This is a genomic window from Pseudomonas sp. PvP089, from assembly GCF_017875165.1.
Lineage (GTDB): Bacteria > Pseudomonadota > Gammaproteobacteria > Pseudomonadales > Pseudomonadaceae > Aquipseudomonas > Aquipseudomonas fortuita.
The window spans coordinates 3,774,390-3,792,217 of the sequence record NZ_JAGGME010000001.1 but is presented as its reverse complement, the minus strand read 5'-3'; the positions used below and the strand labels follow the sequence as shown (position 1 = coordinate 3,792,217).

The 17,828-nt window shown below is 63.1% G+C and carries 19 protein-coding genes; 8 read left to right on the top strand and 11 right to left on the bottom strand.

The window, feature by feature from the left end; translation table 11 throughout:
* Nucleotides 1-344: 344 nt before the first annotated feature.
* The 8 genes from J3A71_RS17360 to ureG are packed head-to-tail and all read left to right on the top strand — an operon-like array spanning nt 345 to nt 5,908.
* The gene (locus tag J3A71_RS17360; protein WP_096425988.1) at nt 345-1,178 is read left to right on the top strand and encodes an urease accessory protein UreD; all 834 of its coding nucleotides are present in this window, start codon (nt 345-347) and stop codon (nt 1,176-1,178) included.
* 9 nt (nt 1,179-1,187) lie between these two features.
* Entirely contained in the window at nt 1,188-1,490 is a 303-nt protein-coding gene (locus tag J3A71_RS17355; protein WP_016486440.1) for an urease subunit gamma, read from the top strand.
* Nucleotides 1,491-1,509: 19 nt separating this feature from the next.
* The gene (locus J3A71_RS17350; RefSeq protein WP_016486441.1) at nt 1,510-1,827 is read left to right on the top strand and encodes an urease subunit beta; all 318 of its coding nucleotides are present in this window, start codon (nt 1,510-1,512) and stop codon (nt 1,825-1,827) included.
* Complete coding sequence (gene ureC / locus J3A71_RS17345) at nt 1,824-3,527, top strand: urease subunit alpha (protein WP_096425989.1); 1,704 nt, start codon at nt 1,824-1,826, stop codon at nt 3,525-3,527. The genes J3A71_RS17350 and ureC overlap by 4 nt, the downstream gene beginning before the upstream one ends.
* Nucleotides 3,528-3,537: 10 nt before the next feature.
* Nucleotides 3,538-4,035, top strand: coding sequence for an urease accessory protein UreE (ureE, locus tag J3A71_RS17340; protein ID WP_016486443.1), 498 nt, complete (start codon nt 3,538-3,540; stop codon nt 4,033-4,035).
* Between the two features lie 18 nt (nt 4,036-4,053).
* Nucleotides 4,054-4,599, top strand: a complete 546-nt coding sequence (locus J3A71_RS17335; protein ID WP_096425990.1) for a HupE/UreJ family protein — start codon at nt 4,054-4,056, stop codon at nt 4,597-4,599.
* Nucleotides 4,599-5,273, top strand: coding sequence for an urease accessory UreF family protein (locus J3A71_RS17330; RefSeq protein ID WP_060516645.1), 675 nt, complete (start codon nt 4,599-4,601; stop codon nt 5,271-5,273). Before J3A71_RS17335 ends, J3A71_RS17330 begins: the two co-directional genes overlap by 1 nt.
* Nucleotides 5,274-5,284: 11 nt before the next feature.
* Complete coding sequence (gene ureG / locus J3A71_RS17325; protein ID WP_010953755.1) at nt 5,285-5,908, top strand: urease accessory protein UreG; 624 nt, start codon at nt 5,285-5,287, stop codon at nt 5,906-5,908.
* A gap of 163 nt (nt 5,909-6,071) precedes the next feature.
* On the opposite strand, the gene J3A71_RS17320 is transcribed toward ureG, so the two are convergent.
* The 11 genes from J3A71_RS17320 to mcpP form a co-directional block, all read right to left on the bottom strand.
* Nucleotides 6,072-6,800 carry a thioredoxin family protein gene (locus J3A71_RS17320; RefSeq protein ID WP_209953065.1) on the bottom strand — a complete coding sequence of 243 codons (729 nt, stop codon included), beginning with the start codon at nt 6,798-6,800 and terminating at the stop codon, nt 6,072-6,074.
* 95 nt (nt 6,801-6,895) lie between these two features.
* A complete protein-coding gene (locus tag J3A71_RS17315; protein WP_060516641.1) occupies nt 6,896-9,097 on the bottom strand; it encodes an LTA synthase family protein in 2,202 nt (733 codons plus the stop codon).
* Nucleotides 9,098-9,233: 136 nt separating this feature from the next.
* On the bottom strand, nt 9,234-10,514 hold the full coding sequence (locus tag J3A71_RS17310) for a hypothetical protein (protein WP_016486448.1): 1,281 nt from the start codon (nt 10,512-10,514) through the stop codon (nt 9,234-9,236).
* 46 nt (nt 10,515-10,560) lie between these two features.
* Nucleotides 10,561-11,313: a hypothetical protein gene (locus J3A71_RS17305; protein ID WP_016486449.1), complete on the bottom strand. Its 753-nt coding sequence runs from the start codon at nt 11,311-11,313 to the stop codon at nt 10,561-10,563.
* A 45-nt stretch (nt 11,314-11,358) separates the two neighbouring features.
* A complete protein-coding gene (locus tag J3A71_RS17300; protein WP_016486450.1) occupies nt 11,359-12,039 on the bottom strand; it encodes a C39 family peptidase in 681 nt (226 codons plus the stop codon).
* A gap of 61 nt (nt 12,040-12,100) precedes the next feature.
* Nucleotides 12,101-13,552 carry a hypothetical protein gene (locus J3A71_RS17295; RefSeq protein WP_016486451.1) on the bottom strand — a complete coding sequence of 484 codons (1,452 nt, stop codon included), beginning with the start codon at nt 13,550-13,552 and terminating at the stop codon, nt 12,101-12,103.
* Between the two features lie 50 nt (nt 13,553-13,602).
* Nucleotides 13,603-14,181: a hypothetical protein gene (locus J3A71_RS17290; protein WP_016486452.1), complete on the bottom strand. Its 579-nt coding sequence runs from the start codon at nt 14,179-14,181 to the stop codon at nt 13,603-13,605.
* A 1-nt stretch (nt 14,182) separates the two neighbouring features.
* On the bottom strand, nt 14,183-14,623 hold the full coding sequence (locus J3A71_RS17285) for a hypothetical protein (RefSeq protein WP_016486453.1): 441 nt from the start codon (nt 14,621-14,623) through the stop codon (nt 14,183-14,185).
* 297 nt (nt 14,624-14,920) lie between these two features.
* Nucleotides 14,921-15,490, bottom strand: coding sequence for an AAA family ATPase (locus J3A71_RS17280; RefSeq protein ID WP_016486454.1), 570 nt, complete (start codon nt 15,488-15,490; stop codon nt 14,921-14,923).
* Complete coding sequence (pnuC, locus tag J3A71_RS17275; RefSeq protein WP_016486455.1) at nt 15,487-16,053, bottom strand: nicotinamide riboside transporter PnuC; 567 nt, start codon at nt 16,051-16,053, stop codon at nt 15,487-15,489. Before pnuC ends, J3A71_RS17280 begins: the two co-directional genes overlap by 4 nt.
* Nucleotides 16,054-16,166: 113 nt before the next feature.
* Complete coding sequence (gene mcpP / locus J3A71_RS17270; RefSeq protein WP_096425991.1) at nt 16,167-17,801, bottom strand: methyl-accepting chemotaxis protein McpP; 1,635 nt, start codon at nt 17,799-17,801, stop codon at nt 16,167-16,169.
* Nucleotides 17,802-17,828 lie beyond the last annotated feature (27 nt).

Genomic DNA, 17,828 nt, shown 5'->3' with positions numbered 1-17,828 from the left:
GCGGGACAAGCCCGCTCCCACAGGCTCCTCGCAGACCTTGGGTCCTGTGTAATACCTGTGGGAGCGGGCGCGCCCGCGAAGGGCTGCAAAGCAGCCCTATTTGCACGGGTGTCGGCACTGAAACGGGGCCGACACGCGCCCCCGCTTTGTGCGCGATCTGCGCGCATGCCCGATGCCAGAGCGGCCACAGCTGAAGTTTCATCTGCCTTCACCTGCGGAGTTGGCCCGCAACCTGCTATATCCAGCCTGCGAATTTGATCGAGTGGTCAGGCCGCGCGCGCTAGCCATTGCCCGCGCCGGACCCTCTAAACGGCCAGCAGGCCACGGATTTCAGGGGCCGCAGGATGTCGCTCGCGGAGCAGATTGAACAACAACAAGACGATGCAGGCTGGAGTGCCCACCTGCAGTTGCGCTTTGTCAGGCGTGACGATGTGACCCGCCTTGGTGCGCGTCGGCATTTCGGACCTCTTTTGGTGCAGCGGCCCTTCTACCCGGAAGGTGCACCGTGCCATGTCTATGTGCTGCACCCGCCGGGTGGCATCGTCGCCGGCGACCGCCTTGATCTGGATATCCACCTGGAGCCCGACAGCCACGCGCTGCTGACCATGCCCGGTGCCAGTAAGTTCTACCGCAGCATCGGCCCGACCGCGCGGCTGACCCAGCGTTTTCAGCTGGCTGCAGGCAGCACACTGGAATGGTTGCCGCAGGACAGCATCTTCTTTTCTGGTGCCCGCGCCAACCTCCACAGCCGCTTCACCCTCGAACCCGGGGCGCGCCTGCTGGCCTGGGAAACCCTGTGCCTGGGGCGCCCTGTCATGAACGAGCGTTTCGAGCAGGGCGCCCTGGACAGCTGTTTGCATATTGAACTACCCGACGACGTCGGCCTGCATGAACGCCTGCGTATCGAAGGCGGCCGCCTGGACAAGCTCGGTGGCCACCCGCTGCTGGCTACGTTCTGTGCAGCACCCGCCGACCAGGCGGTGCTGGAGCAGGTTCGCCCATTGCTCGATGAACTGGCCAACCCGGCCGGCGCGACCCTGTTGGGGTCGTTGCTGGTTATCCGTGTGCTTGACCATGACAACCAACACCTGCAACGCACCCTGCAACGCCTGTGGCATGTGCTGCGCCCGGCCGTCCTTGGCCTGCCAGCCTGCCCACCGCGTATCTGGGCTACCTGAGAGAGCGCCATGGAGCTTACCCCGAGAGAGAAAGACAAATTGCTGCTGTTCACCGCCGCATTGCTGGCAGAACGGCGCCTGGCCCGCGGCCTGAAGCTCAACTACCCGGAGGCCGTGGCGCTGATAAGTGCTGCCGTGCTCGAAGGCGCCCGCGATGGCCGCACCGTTGCCGAGCTGATGAGCCAAGGGCGCGAAGTGCTGACCCGCGAGCAGGTGATGCCCGGCATTGCCGAAATGCTCCACGACGTGCAGGTCGAAGCGACCTTCCCGGATGGCACCAAACTTGTGACCGTGCATGACCCCATCGTCTGAAACTGCCCAGGAGCCCCGCATGATCCCAGGTGAAATCCAGGTCGCCGCTGGCGACATCGAACTGAACAGCGGCCGGGAAACGGTCAGTGTCAGTGTGGCCAACCACGGCGACCGGCCGGTGCAGGTCGGCTCGCACTACCACTTCTACGAAGTCAACGAGGCGCTGGTGTTCGATCGTGCGCCAACCTTGGGCTTTCGCCTGGATATCCCGGCCGGCACCGCCGTGCGCTTCGAGCCTGGCCAGGCGCGCACTGTGCAACTGGTGGCCTACGCCGGCAAGCGTGAAGTCTATGGCTTCCAGGGCAAGGTGATGGGCCCGCTGGAGGGCAGGGTATGAGCCGTATTTCCCGCCAGGCCTATGCCGACATGTTCGGGCCCACCGTGGGCGACCGCGTGCGGCTGGCCGACACGGCATTGTGGGTAGAGGTGGAGAAGGACTACACAATCTACGGCGAAGAGGTGAAGTTTGGGGGCGGCAAGGTCATCCGCGACGGCATGGGGCAGGGCCAGATGCTGGCCGCCGAGGCCATGGACCTGGTGCTGACCAACGCGCTGATCATCGACCACTGGGGTATCGTCAAGGCCGACATCGGCATCAAGCACGGGCGTATCGCGGTGATCGGCAAGGCCGGCAACCCGGATGTGCAGCCGGGCGTCAACGTCCCGGTGGGCCCCGGTACCGAAGTGATCGCGGCCGAGGGCAAGATCGTGACGGCGGGGGGTGTCGATTCGCATATCCATTTCATCTGCCCGCAGCAGGTGGACGAGGCACTGAACAGCGGCGTCACGACCTTTATCGGCGGCGGCACCGGCCCGGCCACCGGCACCAATGCAACCACCTGCACGCCTGGCCCCTGGTACCTGGCGCGTATGCTACAGGCCGCCGACAGTCTGCCCATCAACATCGGTTTGCTGGGCAAGGGCAATGCCTCGCGGCCAGAAGCGCTGCGTGAGCAGATCGCGGCCGGTGCGGTGGGCCTCAAGCTGCATGAAGACTGGGGCTCGACCCCGGCGGCTATCGACTGCTGCCTGGGCGTTGCAGAGGAAATGGACGTCCAGGTGGCGATCCATACCGACACCCTCAACGAGTCCGGTTGCATCGAAGACACCCTGGCGGCCATCGGCGACCGCACCATCCACACCTTCCACACCGAAGGTGCCGGCGGTGGCCATGCGCCGGACATCATCCGCGCTGCGGGGCAGGCCAACGTGCTGCCATCCTCGACCAATCCGACCCTGCCGTACACGGTCAACACCGTGGACGAGCACTTGGACATGCTCATGGTCTGCCATCACCTGGACCCGAGCATTGCGGAGGACGTGGCCTTTGCCGAATCGCGCATCCGCCGCGAAACCATCGCTGCCGAGGACATCCTTCACGACATGGGTGCATTTGCCATGACCTCGTCCGACTCTCAGGCCATGGGCCGGGTCGGTGAAGTGGTGCTGCGCACCTGGCAGGTTGCCCACCAGATGAAACTGCGTCGTGGGCCTTTGGCGCCAGACACGGCCTACAGCGACAACTTCCGGGTCAAGCGCTACATCGCCAAGTACACCATCAACCCCGCGTTAACCCACGGCATCGGCCACGAAGTGGGTTCGGTGGAGGCGGGCAAGCTGGCCGACCTGGTGCTGTGGTCGCCGGCGTTCTTCGCGGTCAAGCCGGCCCTGGTGATCAAAGGCGGGATGATCGTCACCGCGCCCATGGGCGACATCAACGGCTCCATTCCCACACCGCAGCCGGTGCACTACCGGCCGATGTTCGGCGCCCTCGGCGCCGCACGGCATGCCACGCGCATGACCTTCCTGCCCCAGGCGGCAATGGAGCGCGGCCTGGCCGAGGAGCTGAACCTGCGCAGCCTGATTGGCGTGGTCAACGGCTGCCGCCGCGTGCGCAAGCCGGACATGGTCCACAACATCTTGCAGCCGCTGATCGAAGTCGATGCGCAGACCTACCAGGTGCGTGCCGACGGCGAATTGCTGGTCTGCGAGCCCGCCAGCGAACTGCCGCTGGCACAGCGTTATTTCCTGTTTTGAAGGAGCACCGATGATTGTCTTGACCCGCCGTATCACCGACCCCGGCACGCTTGCTGTAAGCGGCACCGTCACCCTGGACGTGGACAGCCGCATCAAGAGCCGCCTGCGGGTAACCCTGGACGATGGGCGCGAAGCCGGGCTCATGCTGGAGCGCGGCCACCTGTTGCGCGGGGGAGAGCTGCTTGCCGATGCTGACGGCAGCCAGTTGATCCGCGTACTGGCGGCGCCCGAAGCAGTGTCGACGGTGCGCTGCGCCGATCCACACCTGCTGGCTCGCGCGGCCTATCACCTGGGTAACCGCCACGTGCCCCTGCAGATCGAGCCTGGTCTGTTGCGCTTCCAGCACGACCATGTGCTGGGCGACATGCTGCGTGGCCTGGGCCTGACGGTAGAGGCCGAACAGGCACCGTTCGAACCTGAAGCGGGGGCCTACCAGAGCGCCCCGCATGGCCACAGCCATGCACACGGCAACGATCACCCGTTCGTACGCCTGCCTGCCCATTCCTGAACTGCCTTGGAGCAACCAATGAAGAAGACGCTCGCCCTGTTTCTGCTGATGCTGGCCCTGCCAGCCTTCGCCCACCCTGGCCATGACAGCAACCCGCTGCAGGACGGCCTGTTGCACCCGCTGACCGGCCTTGACCATCTGCTGATGCTGCTGGGCACCGGGGTTCTCGCTGCATTGACCGGGCGCAGCCTGACGTTGCCCCTGGCAACCCTGGCGGCGATGTTTGGCGGCGCGGTGTGTGGCCACCTGTTTGGTGACATGCTGGGCATGGAAACCTTGATCGCCCTGTCGCTGCTGGTGGCTGCCGGGGCAGTGCTGCTGCCGAGCCGCCAGTTGCTGCTGGCCATGGCCATGCCGGTGTTCGCCTTGTTCCACGGCTGGGCTCATGGGGTGGAAGCCACGCCAAGCGCGTTCTGGCAATTCAGCGCAGGGTTTGTCGCGGTCAGCGGCTTGCTGCTGGCGGCGGGCTTTGCGGTCGGTTGCCTGTTGCGCCGGCACATTGGCCTGCAGAAGGCCTTTGGCGGTGGCTTGCTGGCCGGCGCCGCGCTGGTGCTGGCCGGTTGATGGACAGCGACCTGGCATTGCTGCGCCTGCTGCAGCTGGCCAGCCCCGGCTTGCCGGTGGGGGGCTTTACCTACTCGCAAGGTCTGGAGTGGGCAGTCGAGGCGGGCTGGGTAAGGGGCGCGGACGGTTTTGCGGCCTGGCAGCGGGAGCAGGTCGATGACACCTTGGCCTGCCTCGACTGGCCGGTGCTGGCGCGTCTGTACCACGCTTGCCAGGGCGAGGATGCCGCGGCGTTCGCCCACTGGAGCCGTTTTCTGCTGGCCAACCGCGAGACCGCCGAGTTGCGCCTGGAAGAACAGCAGCGCGGCGCGGCGCTGGCCCGGCTGCTTGATGGCTGGCAATTGGGCCAGGCCCCGGCCTGGCGTGCCAGCCTTGAATTGACTCAACTGGGCGGCATGGCCTGGCTGGCTGCGCACTGGGCAATCCCGCTGCGCCCGCTGGCCCTCGGCTATGGCTTTGCCTGGCTGGAGGGCGCGGTAATGGCAGGAGTCAAGCTGGTGCCTTTCGGCCAGCAGGCTGCCCAGACCTTGCTGCGCGACCTGGGCACCGGCTTGCCGGCAGCCCTCGACCGGGCATTGGCCCTGGGCGATGACCAGCTCGGTGGCGGCCTGCCATTGCTGGCCATTGCGTCATCGCGTCACGAAACTCAATACACCCGTTTGTTCCGTTCCTGAGGACTGCCTTCATGCAAAGCTATCAACAACCCCTGCGCGTCGGTGTCGGCGGCCCGGTCGGTTCCGGCAAGACTGCACTGCTGGAAGCGCTGTGCAAGGCCATGCGCGACCATTACCAGATCGCCGTGGTCACCAACGACATCTACACCAAGGAAGACCAGCGCATCCTGACCGAGGCTGGCGCCCTGGAGCCGGAGCGCATTGTGGGCGTGGAAACGGGCGGCTGCCCGCACACGGCAATCCGCGAAGACGCCTCGATGAACCTGGCTGCCGTCGAGGCGCTGGCGCGCAAGTTTGGCAACCTTGAAGTGATTTTCGTCGAAAGCGGCGGTGACAACCTCAGCGCCACGTTCAGCCCGGAGCTCGCTGACCTGACCATTTACGTGATCGACGTGGCCGAAGGCGAGAAGATTCCGCGCAAGGGTGGGCCAGGCATTACCAAGTCGGACTTCCTGGTGATCAACAAGACCGACCTGGCGCCTTATGTAGGGGCTTCATTGGAAGTGATGGAGCGCGACACCCAGCGCATGCGCCCGCAGCGGCCGTGGACCTTCAGCAACCTGAAGAAGGGTGAGGGGTTGCAGGCAGTGATTGATTTCATTGTCGAGCGCGGGATGCTGGGTGTGCGTGGCTAATAGCGATATCCGTACTGCGCGGGCTCTTGCAGGAGCGGCCTTGTGTCGCGAAAGGGCCGCGAAGCGGCCCCGGCAGTATTCGCGTCCGCGCTGAAATCCGGGGGCTGCTTTGCAGCCCTTTCGCGACACAAGGCCGCTCCAGCAACGATTGCGTCTGGTTTGGTCAGTTGTGGCAGCAGTGTGGCTTGTCTGGCTGCCCTTCATAGCGGTCATGGTGCCGCACCCAGTCCATAGTCCCGCTTTCGTTGCGCCCCAGTGGCGCAATGTCCAGGAAGTTGTACGTGTTGACCAGAATGTCCAACCCGCGGGCGTAGGTGGAGTAGGTGTGGTACACGCTGCCGTCCGGTTCGCGGTAAAACGCACTCAAGCCGGGCAGTTCGCTTTCACTGCCGTCATACGGCGCATAGTTGTACTGCCGTTCACCCTCGCTGGCGACACTGACGCCAAAGTCCTCGTTGAAACCACTGCCCTGTGACGAGTACCAGGGAAACTGCCAGCCCATGCGCCGACGGAACGCCTGAAACTCGGCATACGGCGCTCGCGATACCGCCACCAGCGACACATCGTGGTGAGCAAGGTGCAGGTTGGCACCGTCAAAATGGTCGGCCAGGAACGAGCAGCCGGGGCAGCCTTCGCTCCAGCCCTCGGCGAACATGAAGTGGTAAAGCAACAGCTGGCTGCGCCCCGCAAACAGGTCGGCCAGGCTCAGTTCGCCGTCCGGCCCCTGGAACTGATAGTCGTGCTCTACCCTGACCCAGGGCAGGGCGCGACGGGCTGCTGCCAATGCGTCGCGGTGATGGGTAAAGGTTTTTTCGTGCAGCCACAGTTGCTGGCGGGCCGCCAGCCACTGGCTACGGGAAGCCACCGGATGCCTGCTTTCGCTTGTGCTCATGGTGCTGTCTCCACGCTGGGGGATTCACACACTAGACGAGCACGCTCTGTTCTATTCGACAGGCACCGGTGGCCATGCGATGAGCGGTACGTCGCTCAGCCCGAATGGGCGATATGCCCCTCGGCCAGTTCATCTTCTGCGTCATCTTCGCCGGGCAGCGCGGTGATCACGCTGAAGTCGCTGACTTCAACCTTGCCGCCGCCGTAGCCTAGCAAGTGAAAGGAAAACGCTTTGCGCTCGGTCGGGTTGTCAAAGCTGAACTCCATTTCCAGGGGTTCGTCGGCGGTGACCCTCAGTTCAGCAGGCAAGCCCAGCGGTACGTCCTGTTCCAGTTGCTTGGCCTTGAGCTGGATGTAGGCCACACGCTTGGGGTCCAGCGAGCGCACCTTGACCCGCACGCGGGTATGAGAGCCTCCCGGCATTTCCAGGTACTGGGCGCCGATCAGGTTATCGGCCCAGTCATCGTGAATGCGCTTGCGCAACTTGATCGGCGAAGGGCCGCCGAACTGGTAACGCAGGTTGAGCGGGGTTTGCAGCAGTGACTGGTCGAGCACCCCGGCCAGGGCGCCGATCTGCTGGCCCAGCAAGCTGTCACCCTGGCCCAGGTAGCGGGCCTGGTCGGCAATGAAACCCTCGCTGGCGTAACGCCGGCAGCGTTGCTGGAAGTCACACTCGGTGAAGACGCCCTGCCCGTCGTGGTAGCGCAGCATGCCGTTGGTGTAGGAAATCATCTCGCGGCCCGTGTCGTAGTCGCGGTACAGCGAACGGCCGCCAAGCGCCATGGGGATAGGCAGCGCAAAGTAGTCGAGCAGGGAAGTGGCCATATCGATATGGCCATAGGTGCCGCGTTTGACAGGCGGCAACTGCGCCTGCTCTGGCGCCAGGGTGAGGTTGAAGCCCCAGGACGACGCCAGGCGCACGCCGTCGATGCCATGGGACTCGTCGGAGGTCACTACCACCAGGGTGTCTTTTAGCACGCCTTGGCGTTCGAGGTTGTCGAGGAAAGCCCCCAGCGCGTCGTCCAGGTAGGCAACCGCTGCCTGTTTTGGCGTGGCATAGCGCTCAAGGTACTCGGCTGGGGCGGAGTAAGGCTGGTGGGTACCCACCGTGAGCAGGGTCAGCATCCATGGCTTGTCCTGTTTCTGCAATTGGCCGACATAGTCCAGCGCCCCTTCGAAAAACGCCCGGTCATCCTTGCCCCACGGGAAGTCCAGGTAGTTCTTGTTGCGGAACCACTCCAGGCCATGCACCGAGTCGAAACCGATATGCGGCATGATGCGGTCCTTGGCCATGAAGCGCAGGCCGGCACCTTGCAGGTAGTGGGTGGTGAAGCCAGCCTGGCGCAGTTGCGCTGGCAGGCAGGCCTGGTTGCGTTCGTTCTGGGTCAGCAGCTCTACGCCTTTGGGCGTGCCATTGGCCAGCTTGTCGTAATCACCACACAGCATCGCGTACAGGCCGCGGATGGTCTGGTGGGTATGCAGCACGTAGTCCGGTGTGTTCATGCCGCGCTCGGCCCATTGGCTGAGCTTTGGCATCAGGTCTTCGTCGAAGCGGCTGTGCAGGGCCTGGCGGTTGGGCCGCAGGTAGGCGCCGGGGATACCTTCCACCGTGATGACCAGCAGGTTGCGAGCGCTGCCTGGCCCGGCCAGTAGCCGCTGCCCGTTCAGGTCGGATTGGGTCAGGCCACTGCTGGCCAGCGGTGTGAAGGTTTGCGTGTGGCCCATCCAGCCTTCGACCGTGCGCTCCAGGCTGCCGACACCGGCTGACATCAGTTGGTGAGTGAGGTTGTACTGCCGCCACTGGTCGGCGTCGGTGGGTGCCAACTGCTGGCTGCCCCAGTGAGCACCGAACAGCAGCACTGGAATGGCCCATGCCTTGCGGGGCAGCGGCATGCTGCGTTGGGTACGGCCGCGCCAGACGGTGACCAGCCAGCCCAGAAGGCCGGCAGTAAGGGTCAGGGGCAGCCAGGGGTGCGCCAGGCCGCCACCTGTCGAATTTTCCATGAATTGCGGGTCGACCAGGTAGGTCAGGTCGGCGCTGGTTGGCAGCCGGCCTACCGCGCTAACCAGTTCGGCCGAAGCCACCCACAGCGCTGCCCAGGCCAGCAGCACCGGCAGGGCCAGCCACCATGGCCGACGGTGCAGGAGCAATACCAGCAGGCTGCCGAGGGCGAGGTCGGACAGGTAGCCGAGCGGGTTGGACCAGCCCAGCATGGCGCGCGTACCCAGTGGGATCACCAGTACCAAGGCTGCCAACGCGGCAAGCCGGGTACGCGGGTGGTCTGACAGGTTCTTCACAAAAACTTCCCTTTTGCCATTAAATCGTCATGCATCTGTGCTGGATGATAACAGGCCGGGGAAGGGAAAGCGGTTTGCTACAAGGCTGGTAACCAAAAGCCGGGCCCGCTAGCGCGGGCCTGGCCGAGGGCAACCCTCAGAAGTAGTAAGGGAATTTCAGGCTGAAGGAAAAGTCGGGGGCATCGTCGGTCAGACCAATGGACAGGTTGGGTACGATGGTCAGGTTGTTGGTGGCGGCGAAGGTCAGGCCGATGTTGAAGTTGGCGGCGTTGTAGTCACTGTTGGAGATCGACTGCCAGTCGCCACCGTCCGGCTTGATCTTGCTCTTGCGGGCAAACTGGTCAGACACCGAGAACGACATGCTCATCTTCTCGTTCAGGGCAAAAGCGATACCGCCGCCAATTTGCCAGGAGTCGCCCAGCTTCACGTCACCCGGCACCTTGCTGTTGACCTGCGGGCTGATGTCGCTGAACGAGTCCTGCATGTTGTAGGTGTACGAGAGGCTGCCGAACAGCACCGCCGGGTCGAAGGTCTTGACCAGCGAGATGCCTGGCGTGATCGACCACACGCCGTTGCCGGTCGGCAGGCTGTCCGGGACGGACAGGTTGCTGTTGCCGTCCACTTCGCGCAGCTTGATGCCATAGGGGTCCTTGCCGGTCGGCGCCTTGACCCTCAGGGTGGCAACGGCGTCAGGCCAGGTTTCGTCCTCGTCGAGGAACTTATAGGCCACGCCAACGTTGATGTCGCCGATTTCCGGGTCGCGCGTGACGGTTGCATCGGAGGTACTGGCCCCGGCGCCTCCCGCACCGCCGGAAGAGTAAGTTGATTCGCGGTACACCACGGGGACGTTTATGTCGAACTGCCAGCGCTGCGCCAGGTTGTAGCGCGCGGTCATGTCCAGGGTCCAGTTGTCGGCCTTGATCCGGTCAAGGTTGATGCTGCCGAGGAAGATCGAATCCAGCGCCAGGAAGCCATTGAGCGTCAGCGCACGGGTATCGTAATGGGTATAGGTAACACCCGTTTCGAAGCTGAACTTGCCTCCGCCAAAGAATCCGCTGGCTTCGTCATACAGGTTGGAAACGCTTTGCGCCGGTTCGGAATCGGCCGTCAGCGCCTGACCGTAGGAGCTGCCTGTGGCCCCCGGTGTGCCTGACGCGACGGTCTGCGCGCCTTTGACCCCTTCGGCGGGGGACTTGACCAGGCGCTTGGGCGGCGCCGCTGCCGGGGCCTCCTCGACCTGGCGCACCCGCTGTTCAAGTACCATCAGTGCCTGTTGCTGGGCCTCGTAGCGGCGTTTGAGCTCGATCAGTTCCTGTTTCAGCGCTTCCACTTGTGGATCGGCGGCTGCGTAGAGTGCGGTGGCGGGGGCCAGGGTAGTCAAACACACAAAAGCTCTGAGCGTTAAAGATCGGTACATGGAGTTGCCGTCCCTTCCAACTACTTTTGATGAGACTGAGCGTAGATCAGTATCCGAAAGTGCGAAGACCTTTGAGCTGGTCAAGGCTGCCATTGAGCGAAGCCGCTGTCGGCACGTTCTCGCGCATGACGACATTCAACGATGTCATGTTGTTGACCCGGTTGCCGTTGCCGAGCAAAGTCGAATTCTGCATCAGCCCCCCCTGGGCCAGGCGCTGCACGCTGCTGCCCTGGTTGTTGCTGGCATTGATGTTGAGCTGCACACCTACGCCGCTTGAAGACACGCTGAGCGAGCCGGCGCCGTTTTCCCCGAGCAGGGTCTGGCCGGCGGCCAGCACCTGGCCTTGCTGTTGCACGGCGGGGGCCTGGTTGGCCTTGGTAACGTTGATATCGACGTTGTTGTAGGCCGTGTTGTTGTCGCCGGCCGCACGTACCACCTGGGTCACACCCTCGGTAGTAGCAAGGCCATTGCCGCCGGTGACCACGCCAGTCCCGGCAGAGGGCGCACTGGTCGAGGCAGTACCTGTACCTTTTTCATCAATCATCGATACATAGAACTGGGGCTTGATGGTCGATTGCTGAACTTGAAGCGTGGAGGTCGCCCCGATCACATCGCCCTTGGCGTTTTGCCAGGTGCTGCTCATGACGATGCCGAAGCTGACGATCCGCCCCGGCATCACATAGCGGCCACGCAGGTTTGCCAACTCCTGGTCCTTCAGTTCAATGGGTTTCAACGCCTCGGCGTGGCTTGGCAAGCTGGCAGCCAGGCAGGCCATGGCCAGCCACAATGAAGTCTTCATGAAATGCTCCCTGGAGCATCATGCTCCTTGTCATTAGAACAGTCGTTAGAAGAAGTCGCTTTTGATGAAGCCGAAGTCCAGCAGCTCGTTGTCCTTCACCGGGGTGAAGGTGTCCACCCGGCCCTTGGCGGTCAGGGGCAGGGGCGGGTCGAGCAGGATGTTGTTCTTGTCGTAACCCTGACCGATCACGGCGAAGATGATGCCGTTCCAGCCCTTGAGGAAGTCTTCGACTTTGTAGCGTTTGTGGCCCAGTACCGGGTCACCGATGTAGACCCAGCCTTTGTCGACCTTCTGCATGACCACGAAGTGCTTGTAGCCACGCACATCCATCAGCACCACGACCGGGATGCGCACGCTGTGCAGGGTGTCGGGTGCCACGCGGTAACCGCGGGCACGCATGCCCAGGCTTTCGACGTAGCGTTTCATGTCGAGCATCGAGAATCCTTGCGTGCGCACCAGGTTCTGGTCGGCGTGGGCCAGCATGCCTTCGATGATCTGATGTTCGTCCACATCCAGCCAGTAGGCCTGGCGCAGAATGGTGGCCAGCGCGGCGGCGCCGCAGCTGAAGTCGGTTTTTTGTTGCACCAGGTCGGCGAATTTGCGTTCGCGCACGCTCTGGAGAGGCTTGAACACCACGGCGCCGCCCGGCAGGACGGACAGCGGCATTTGTGCAGCTTCGCTCACGCTGGCCAGGCACAGCAAAAACGCCAAGGCGAAAATACGCATGATCGGGTGCCTTACGGTGTGTTGGAGAAAGGCCCCCCGGAGGGGGCCTCAAGCGCAGCGTTTAGAACGAGGTGTTGGAGATGGCCAGCGAGTTGCTCTGCTGGTTGCCCACACCGGCCGCCACGTTCACGCCCAGGTTGCCGCTGCCACCGTTCACCGAACCGCTAAGGGTTGCAGTATTGGTAACAGGGTTGGCCCAGCCGGTCGGGGTCAGCACTTGGAAGGACACGGTATTGCTCAAGTCGTAAGCACTGCTTTCGCTGTAGCTCTTCGAAACGTCGTTCGAGGATTGTTTCGATTTTTCGCCAGACTTCGAGAAGTCAGACGCCGAAGCATTCTCGTACGAAGAGTCGTGCGACTTGGTGTACGAAGAGTCCTTGGACTTGTCGTACGACGATTGATGCGACTTGTCGTAGTTGGAGTCGAATGCTTTCTCGAACGACGAGTCGTATGCACTTTCGTGCGACTTGTCGACCGATACGTCCAGCGACGCATTCAGCGAACCATCGAAGCTGCTGGAGCGGGTGCGCTCGCGACGGCCATCATCGGTGGTAAGGGTACGCGTAGCGTTGGCTGCTGCATCCAGCGAAGCGTTCAGGTTGGCGCTGCTCGACGAGCTGTTGCTACCGCTGGCAGAGCCGCTGGCACCCCAGCTGTTAGAGCCGCTTGCGGTCGAACTGTTGGACCCGCTGGCATTGCTGGATGCCGAGCCGCTGGAGTTCCAGCCACTGGAGCCGCTGGAGCTGGCGCTTTGCGAGCCGGCCACGCTGAAGCTCGACGACGAGCTGCGGTCGTCGGTCGAGTTGAACGTGCCATCGCGCGAGCTCGAACCGCTTGCCGAGGTGGTGATGGTAATCGTATCAACCCGGTAGGTGCGGTCTGCGCTGTTGTTCACAGTCAGGCCTGGGCCGTCCTGGTTGGCGGAAGCAGTGGCAGTGGCGTTACCCAGTGGGGCACCCGTGTTGGCGATGGCCATGGTGTTTTTCTGTTGGTTGAGGTCGCCACCGGCAATGTTGATGCCGATGTTGCCCTCAGCCCCGCTGGCCGAGCCGCTCATCACAGCCGAAGACTGGGTCGAATAGTTGTCGACCCGGTTGTTTCTGCTGGTTTGCTCAACGTCGGCAGTGGCATTGGCCATGCCGAACACGAAGCTGTTGTCCAGGCTCGACTCGGAGCCGGCATTGGCGATGGCAGCGGCGTTGTCTTGCTGGTTGCCGTTACCGGCGGCGACGTTGATACCAACGTTGCCGCTGGAGCCTGTGCCCGAGTCACTCATCTCGGCTTCGTTGATGGTGCCTTGATTGCTGATGCGATTGTTGGTGCTGCTTTGGGTATCCCAGGCATTGGCCGTTGCATACACAGGGATCTTGGTGGGTGGAGGCGTGTGCTGACCATTGTTATTGTGGCCGTTGTGGTGGTCGTTGCGCCGATCGTTTTGTCCAGCTTGTACAGCAACAGCCATGACCGCAGCAATTGCGAACACCAGAGGCTTGATTGCCATCGAGGGTTTCATGGTGATTCTCCGTACTTTATTAGGTTAAGTGTTGTTCTTAACTGATTGGGTCAATCCGCGACCCGGATGCTCAAGGTGTTGGCCATTCGGTTTCCCACCCCGGCACTCTGATTCAGCTGGATCACCCCACGGCTACCGGTGAATGCCTGGTCACTGGTGGTGACCTGGCGATGGCCGAGTGCGGTGTCAGCTGGATCGGAGTTGTTGAGCAGCGCCACGTTCTGCTGCATGAGGACGCTGTCGTCGATGCTTTGCGGTTGAGCGCTGAGGCTGATGCTCAGGGCATTGGCTTGCTGGGTATTGGCACCGGCGCTCTGGTTGACACCCAGTGCGCCACTGCCGTTGCTGAATGCGTTGCCTTGAATGGTTGAGCGGGCATCCATCGCAGGGTCAGCCGGCGTGTTGAGCCGTTGCCGGATCTGTGTGCTGGCGTTCGCTTGCGGCCCGACGGCGATGGCGCGGGCATTGACCTGTTGCTGCTTGTCACCCGCGGCCTGGTTGACAGAGAGGTTGCCCTGATAGCGGCTGCCGGAATCGTCGATGTCGGCGTTGTTGATGACGGGCACCAGGGACTGGGCGAGGGCTGGCGCACTGCACAGGGTGGCCAGAATCAGCAGCATGTGCTTCATCTCACTTGCCCCCGCCTGTCAGGATCTGCAACGGAGCGAGCCCGCGCTGAACACTTGAGTTGACCATGTTCGCGATCCCGTTGCCCGATCCCCCGGTGCCGCGCCCACCCGACAGGTTGGGCAGTTGGTTCTGATTGCCGAGGTGGCCACCCAGGTTGTTGGTTTGCTGGGTGATCATGTTGCTGATGCCTGCGCCACTGCTGATGCTGGCGAAATCGCCATCACTCAGCTCGTTGGTCTGCTTGAGCACGTAGGCAGAAGGGTTGGCATTGACTGTAGTAGGGCTCGGGTCAGGGATCAGGGGCGGTATCGTCGCATTGCGCACCTGCACATCGCGCTTGATGATGATGATCCCGTTGTCCGCCTGGGCCGTCAGGCTCAGTGACCCGAATACACAACCCAGCAGTACCAGGTGATAGAGGCGTTTGTCACTCTTCCTCACGACGGCAACTCCTTCTTTGTGCGCTGGCCCTGTTCAGCGATGCGAACAACAGAGCAGAAGGTGTGCCGCTTTTGAGAAGCGTTTGCAGATCAATGGGTTAAAGCAAAGGGCTGAGAATCTGCGGCGTATTCTGTCTCAGGGTTGATACAGATAGCCCGGGGGATTGCTGGCCAAGCCAGCAGTGGCTTTGACTGGAAGGGTTTTTGCAGGGGTGTTTCACTGGCTTGACAGTGACCCCGATGCGGGGGCAGGCCCCGCATTTTCGGGGGCTTTGCCCCACCGGTGTGTCTCAGAGGCTTAACACTCGGTCGGGCATGCTGGCGTATCGCTATTAAGCAGTGTAGCAACCGCTTGCAGGGCCAGCAATTGGCGCTGTGGCCAATTGCCTTCAAGTATCTGGTGTGGCTGGTGGTGCCGCTTGAGCCAAGCCAGGCTGTCGTTGAAAAAGCGTTGGCGGTCGTTGAGATCGGGCTGGCTACGCTGGCCATCAGCAACCCAGTCCACGCCTTGTGGGCTCAGCAGCAGGTGCAGGTCGTAACGCCGGGCAAGCAGTGCCTGTTCCAGCCAGGGCGGGCAGTCATCGAACAAGGCGTGGCTCCAGAGCATGTTGCTGAGCAGGTGAGTGTCAAGGATCAGCAGTGGCGGGGCCTGCTCGCGGGCCCGGTCCTCCCAGGCCAGCTGGCCCCGGGCGATGGTGGGGATATCGGCGTAGCAGGTATCGCGGCACTCTTGGTCGATGAAGTGGCGCACGTACTCGGGCACCACCACGCCGCCGAAATGCGCCTGAATCACACCACTGAGCCAGCTCTTGCCACTGGATTCGGGGCCGCACAGTACCAGGACCTTCATGGGCTGCTCTGCGTTCATGCCTGTACCAACGCCGGATCCCGACGCCATTCCAGCCAGCCGCGCACGGCGATCAGGGTAAGCACGGCGAAGAAGCCCGCAGTGAAATACAGCTGCTGGTGCAGGTACTGGCCCACATAGACGATGTCCACCACCACCCACAGCGGCCAGCATTGCAGGCGCTTCTGGGCCATCCACAGTTGCGCTACCAGGCTGAAGCCGGTGAGGGTGGCGTCGAGCCAGGGCAGGGCGGCATCAGTCCAGTTGGCCATGGCTGCACCCAGGGCTGCGCTCAACAGCAGCCCGGCAGCCAGGCCACTGAGCAGTGCAGGGCGTTGCAGGCGGGAGACCTGGCGGGCATCTTCAGCATGGCCGGGGCGCTTCCATTGCCACCAACCGTACAGTTGCAGGATGGCGTAGGCCAGTTGCAGGAGCATGCCCGAATACAGCTTGACTTCGAAGAACAGCCAGCCATAGATCAGCACCATGACCAGCCCGATCGGCCAGCACCAGGCGTTCTGCTTGACCGTTAGCCAGACAGCGGTAACGCCGAGGACGGCGGCGATGAGTTCAAGGCCGGACATCGGCGATCCTTGGAGAGTCTATCGAGGGAAGGGCGCGATTGCAGCGGTTCGGCTGGGGAAGGTGTAGGGCGTCAGGTGGCCGGGGCCGCAAAGCGCCCCCGGCAATCTGAAGGTCAGACCCGGAACTGGCGCAGCAATTGTTCCAGTTCCTCGCTCAACTGCCCCAACGCCACTCCGGCATCACTGGACTGCCGCGCCGCATCGGCAGTCTGCTGGGACAAACCGGCGGTATCCAGCACGTTGCGGTTGATCTCCTCGACCACATGCGCCTGCTGCAAGGTGGCGCTGGCAATGGACGCATTCAAGGCGGTGAGGTTGTTCAGCGCCTGGTTGATGGCATCCAGGCTGGCGCCGGCCTCGCGGGCTTGCTCCACGGTCTGGCGCGAGGCTTCGCTGCTGGTGTCGATCGCCTTGACCGCCGCGTCCGACTGGCTTTGCAGGTGCGCGATCATGGTATGGATCTCGGCCGTCGACTGCGCGGTGCGCTGGGCCAGCAGGCGCACCTCGTCGGCGACCACGGCAAAGCCGCGGCCTTGCTCGCCGGCCCGCGCGGCCTCGATGGCCGCGTTCAGCGCCAGCAGGTTGGTTTGTTCGGCGATGGAACGGATGACATCCAGCACGCCGCCAATGCGCGTGCTGTGCCCGGCCAGGTCGCGGATTACCTGAACGGCCTGATCAATGGTCAGCGACAGCCGATCGATCTGTGCCAGGCTGCCGTGGATGGCCTGTTGGCCGTGCGTCACCTGCTGCTGGGCAGTGCGCATTTCGCCGGCGGCCTGTTCGGCGGTCTTGGCCACGTCTTGCACCGCGTAAGTCACCTCGTTCACGGCGGTGGCCACCTGGTCCATCTGTAGCGATTGCTGGGCACTGCGCTGTTGTGCGGCCCCCGCATTGTCACCGACGTGCCCGGCGGACTGGGCCAATGCATGGGCTGCACCCTGCAACTGGCCGACCACCCCTTGGAGCTTGCCGTTGAAACGGTTGAAGTGCTCACCCAAATGGGTGATTTCGTCACGGCCATGCGTATCCAGGCGCCGGGTCAGGTCGCTCTCGCCGCTGGCGATGTTGCCCATGGCCTGCACGGCCTCCTGCAAGGGGCGGGCGATGCTGCGGGCAATTAGCAAGACCACCAGCGCCATCAGCAGGGCAATGCCCACGCCGACCAGCGAGGCGTCGCGCAGCTGGCGGGCGAACTCGGCCTGCACGTCATCGACGTATACGCCCGACCCGATGATCCAGCCCCACGGCTTGAACAGCTGTATATAGGAAGTCTTGGCCACCGGCTCGCTGGCGCCCGGCTTGGGCCAGCGGTAGTTCACCGGCCCGGCGCCCTGCTGGCGGGCCAGTGCGACCATCTCGTTGAACACGGCAAAACCGTCGGGGTCGCGAATGGCCGAAAGGTCCTGGCCGTCAAGCTTGGGGTTGGCCGGATGCATGATCATCTTTGGCCCCAGGTCGTTGATCCAGAAATAGTCGTCGTGGTCGTAGCGCAGCGCTCGCACCACTTGCAGCGCCTGTTGCTGGGCGGCTTCGCGGCTGAGTGCACCGGCCGCCTCCAGCTCTTGGTAATAGGCCAGCACACCGGCTGCTGTCTGCACCACGTGGCGGGTCTTCTCCGCCTTGGCCTGGTACAGGTCACCGTGGATCTGGCGCAGCATCAGCAGGCCCAGCACCACCAGCATGGCCACTGCCACTACAAGGATCAGCCACAAGCGACGGCTGATCGACATTGATCTCAAAGTCTTCATCCACGAGCTCCCGCATTGTTCTTTTTA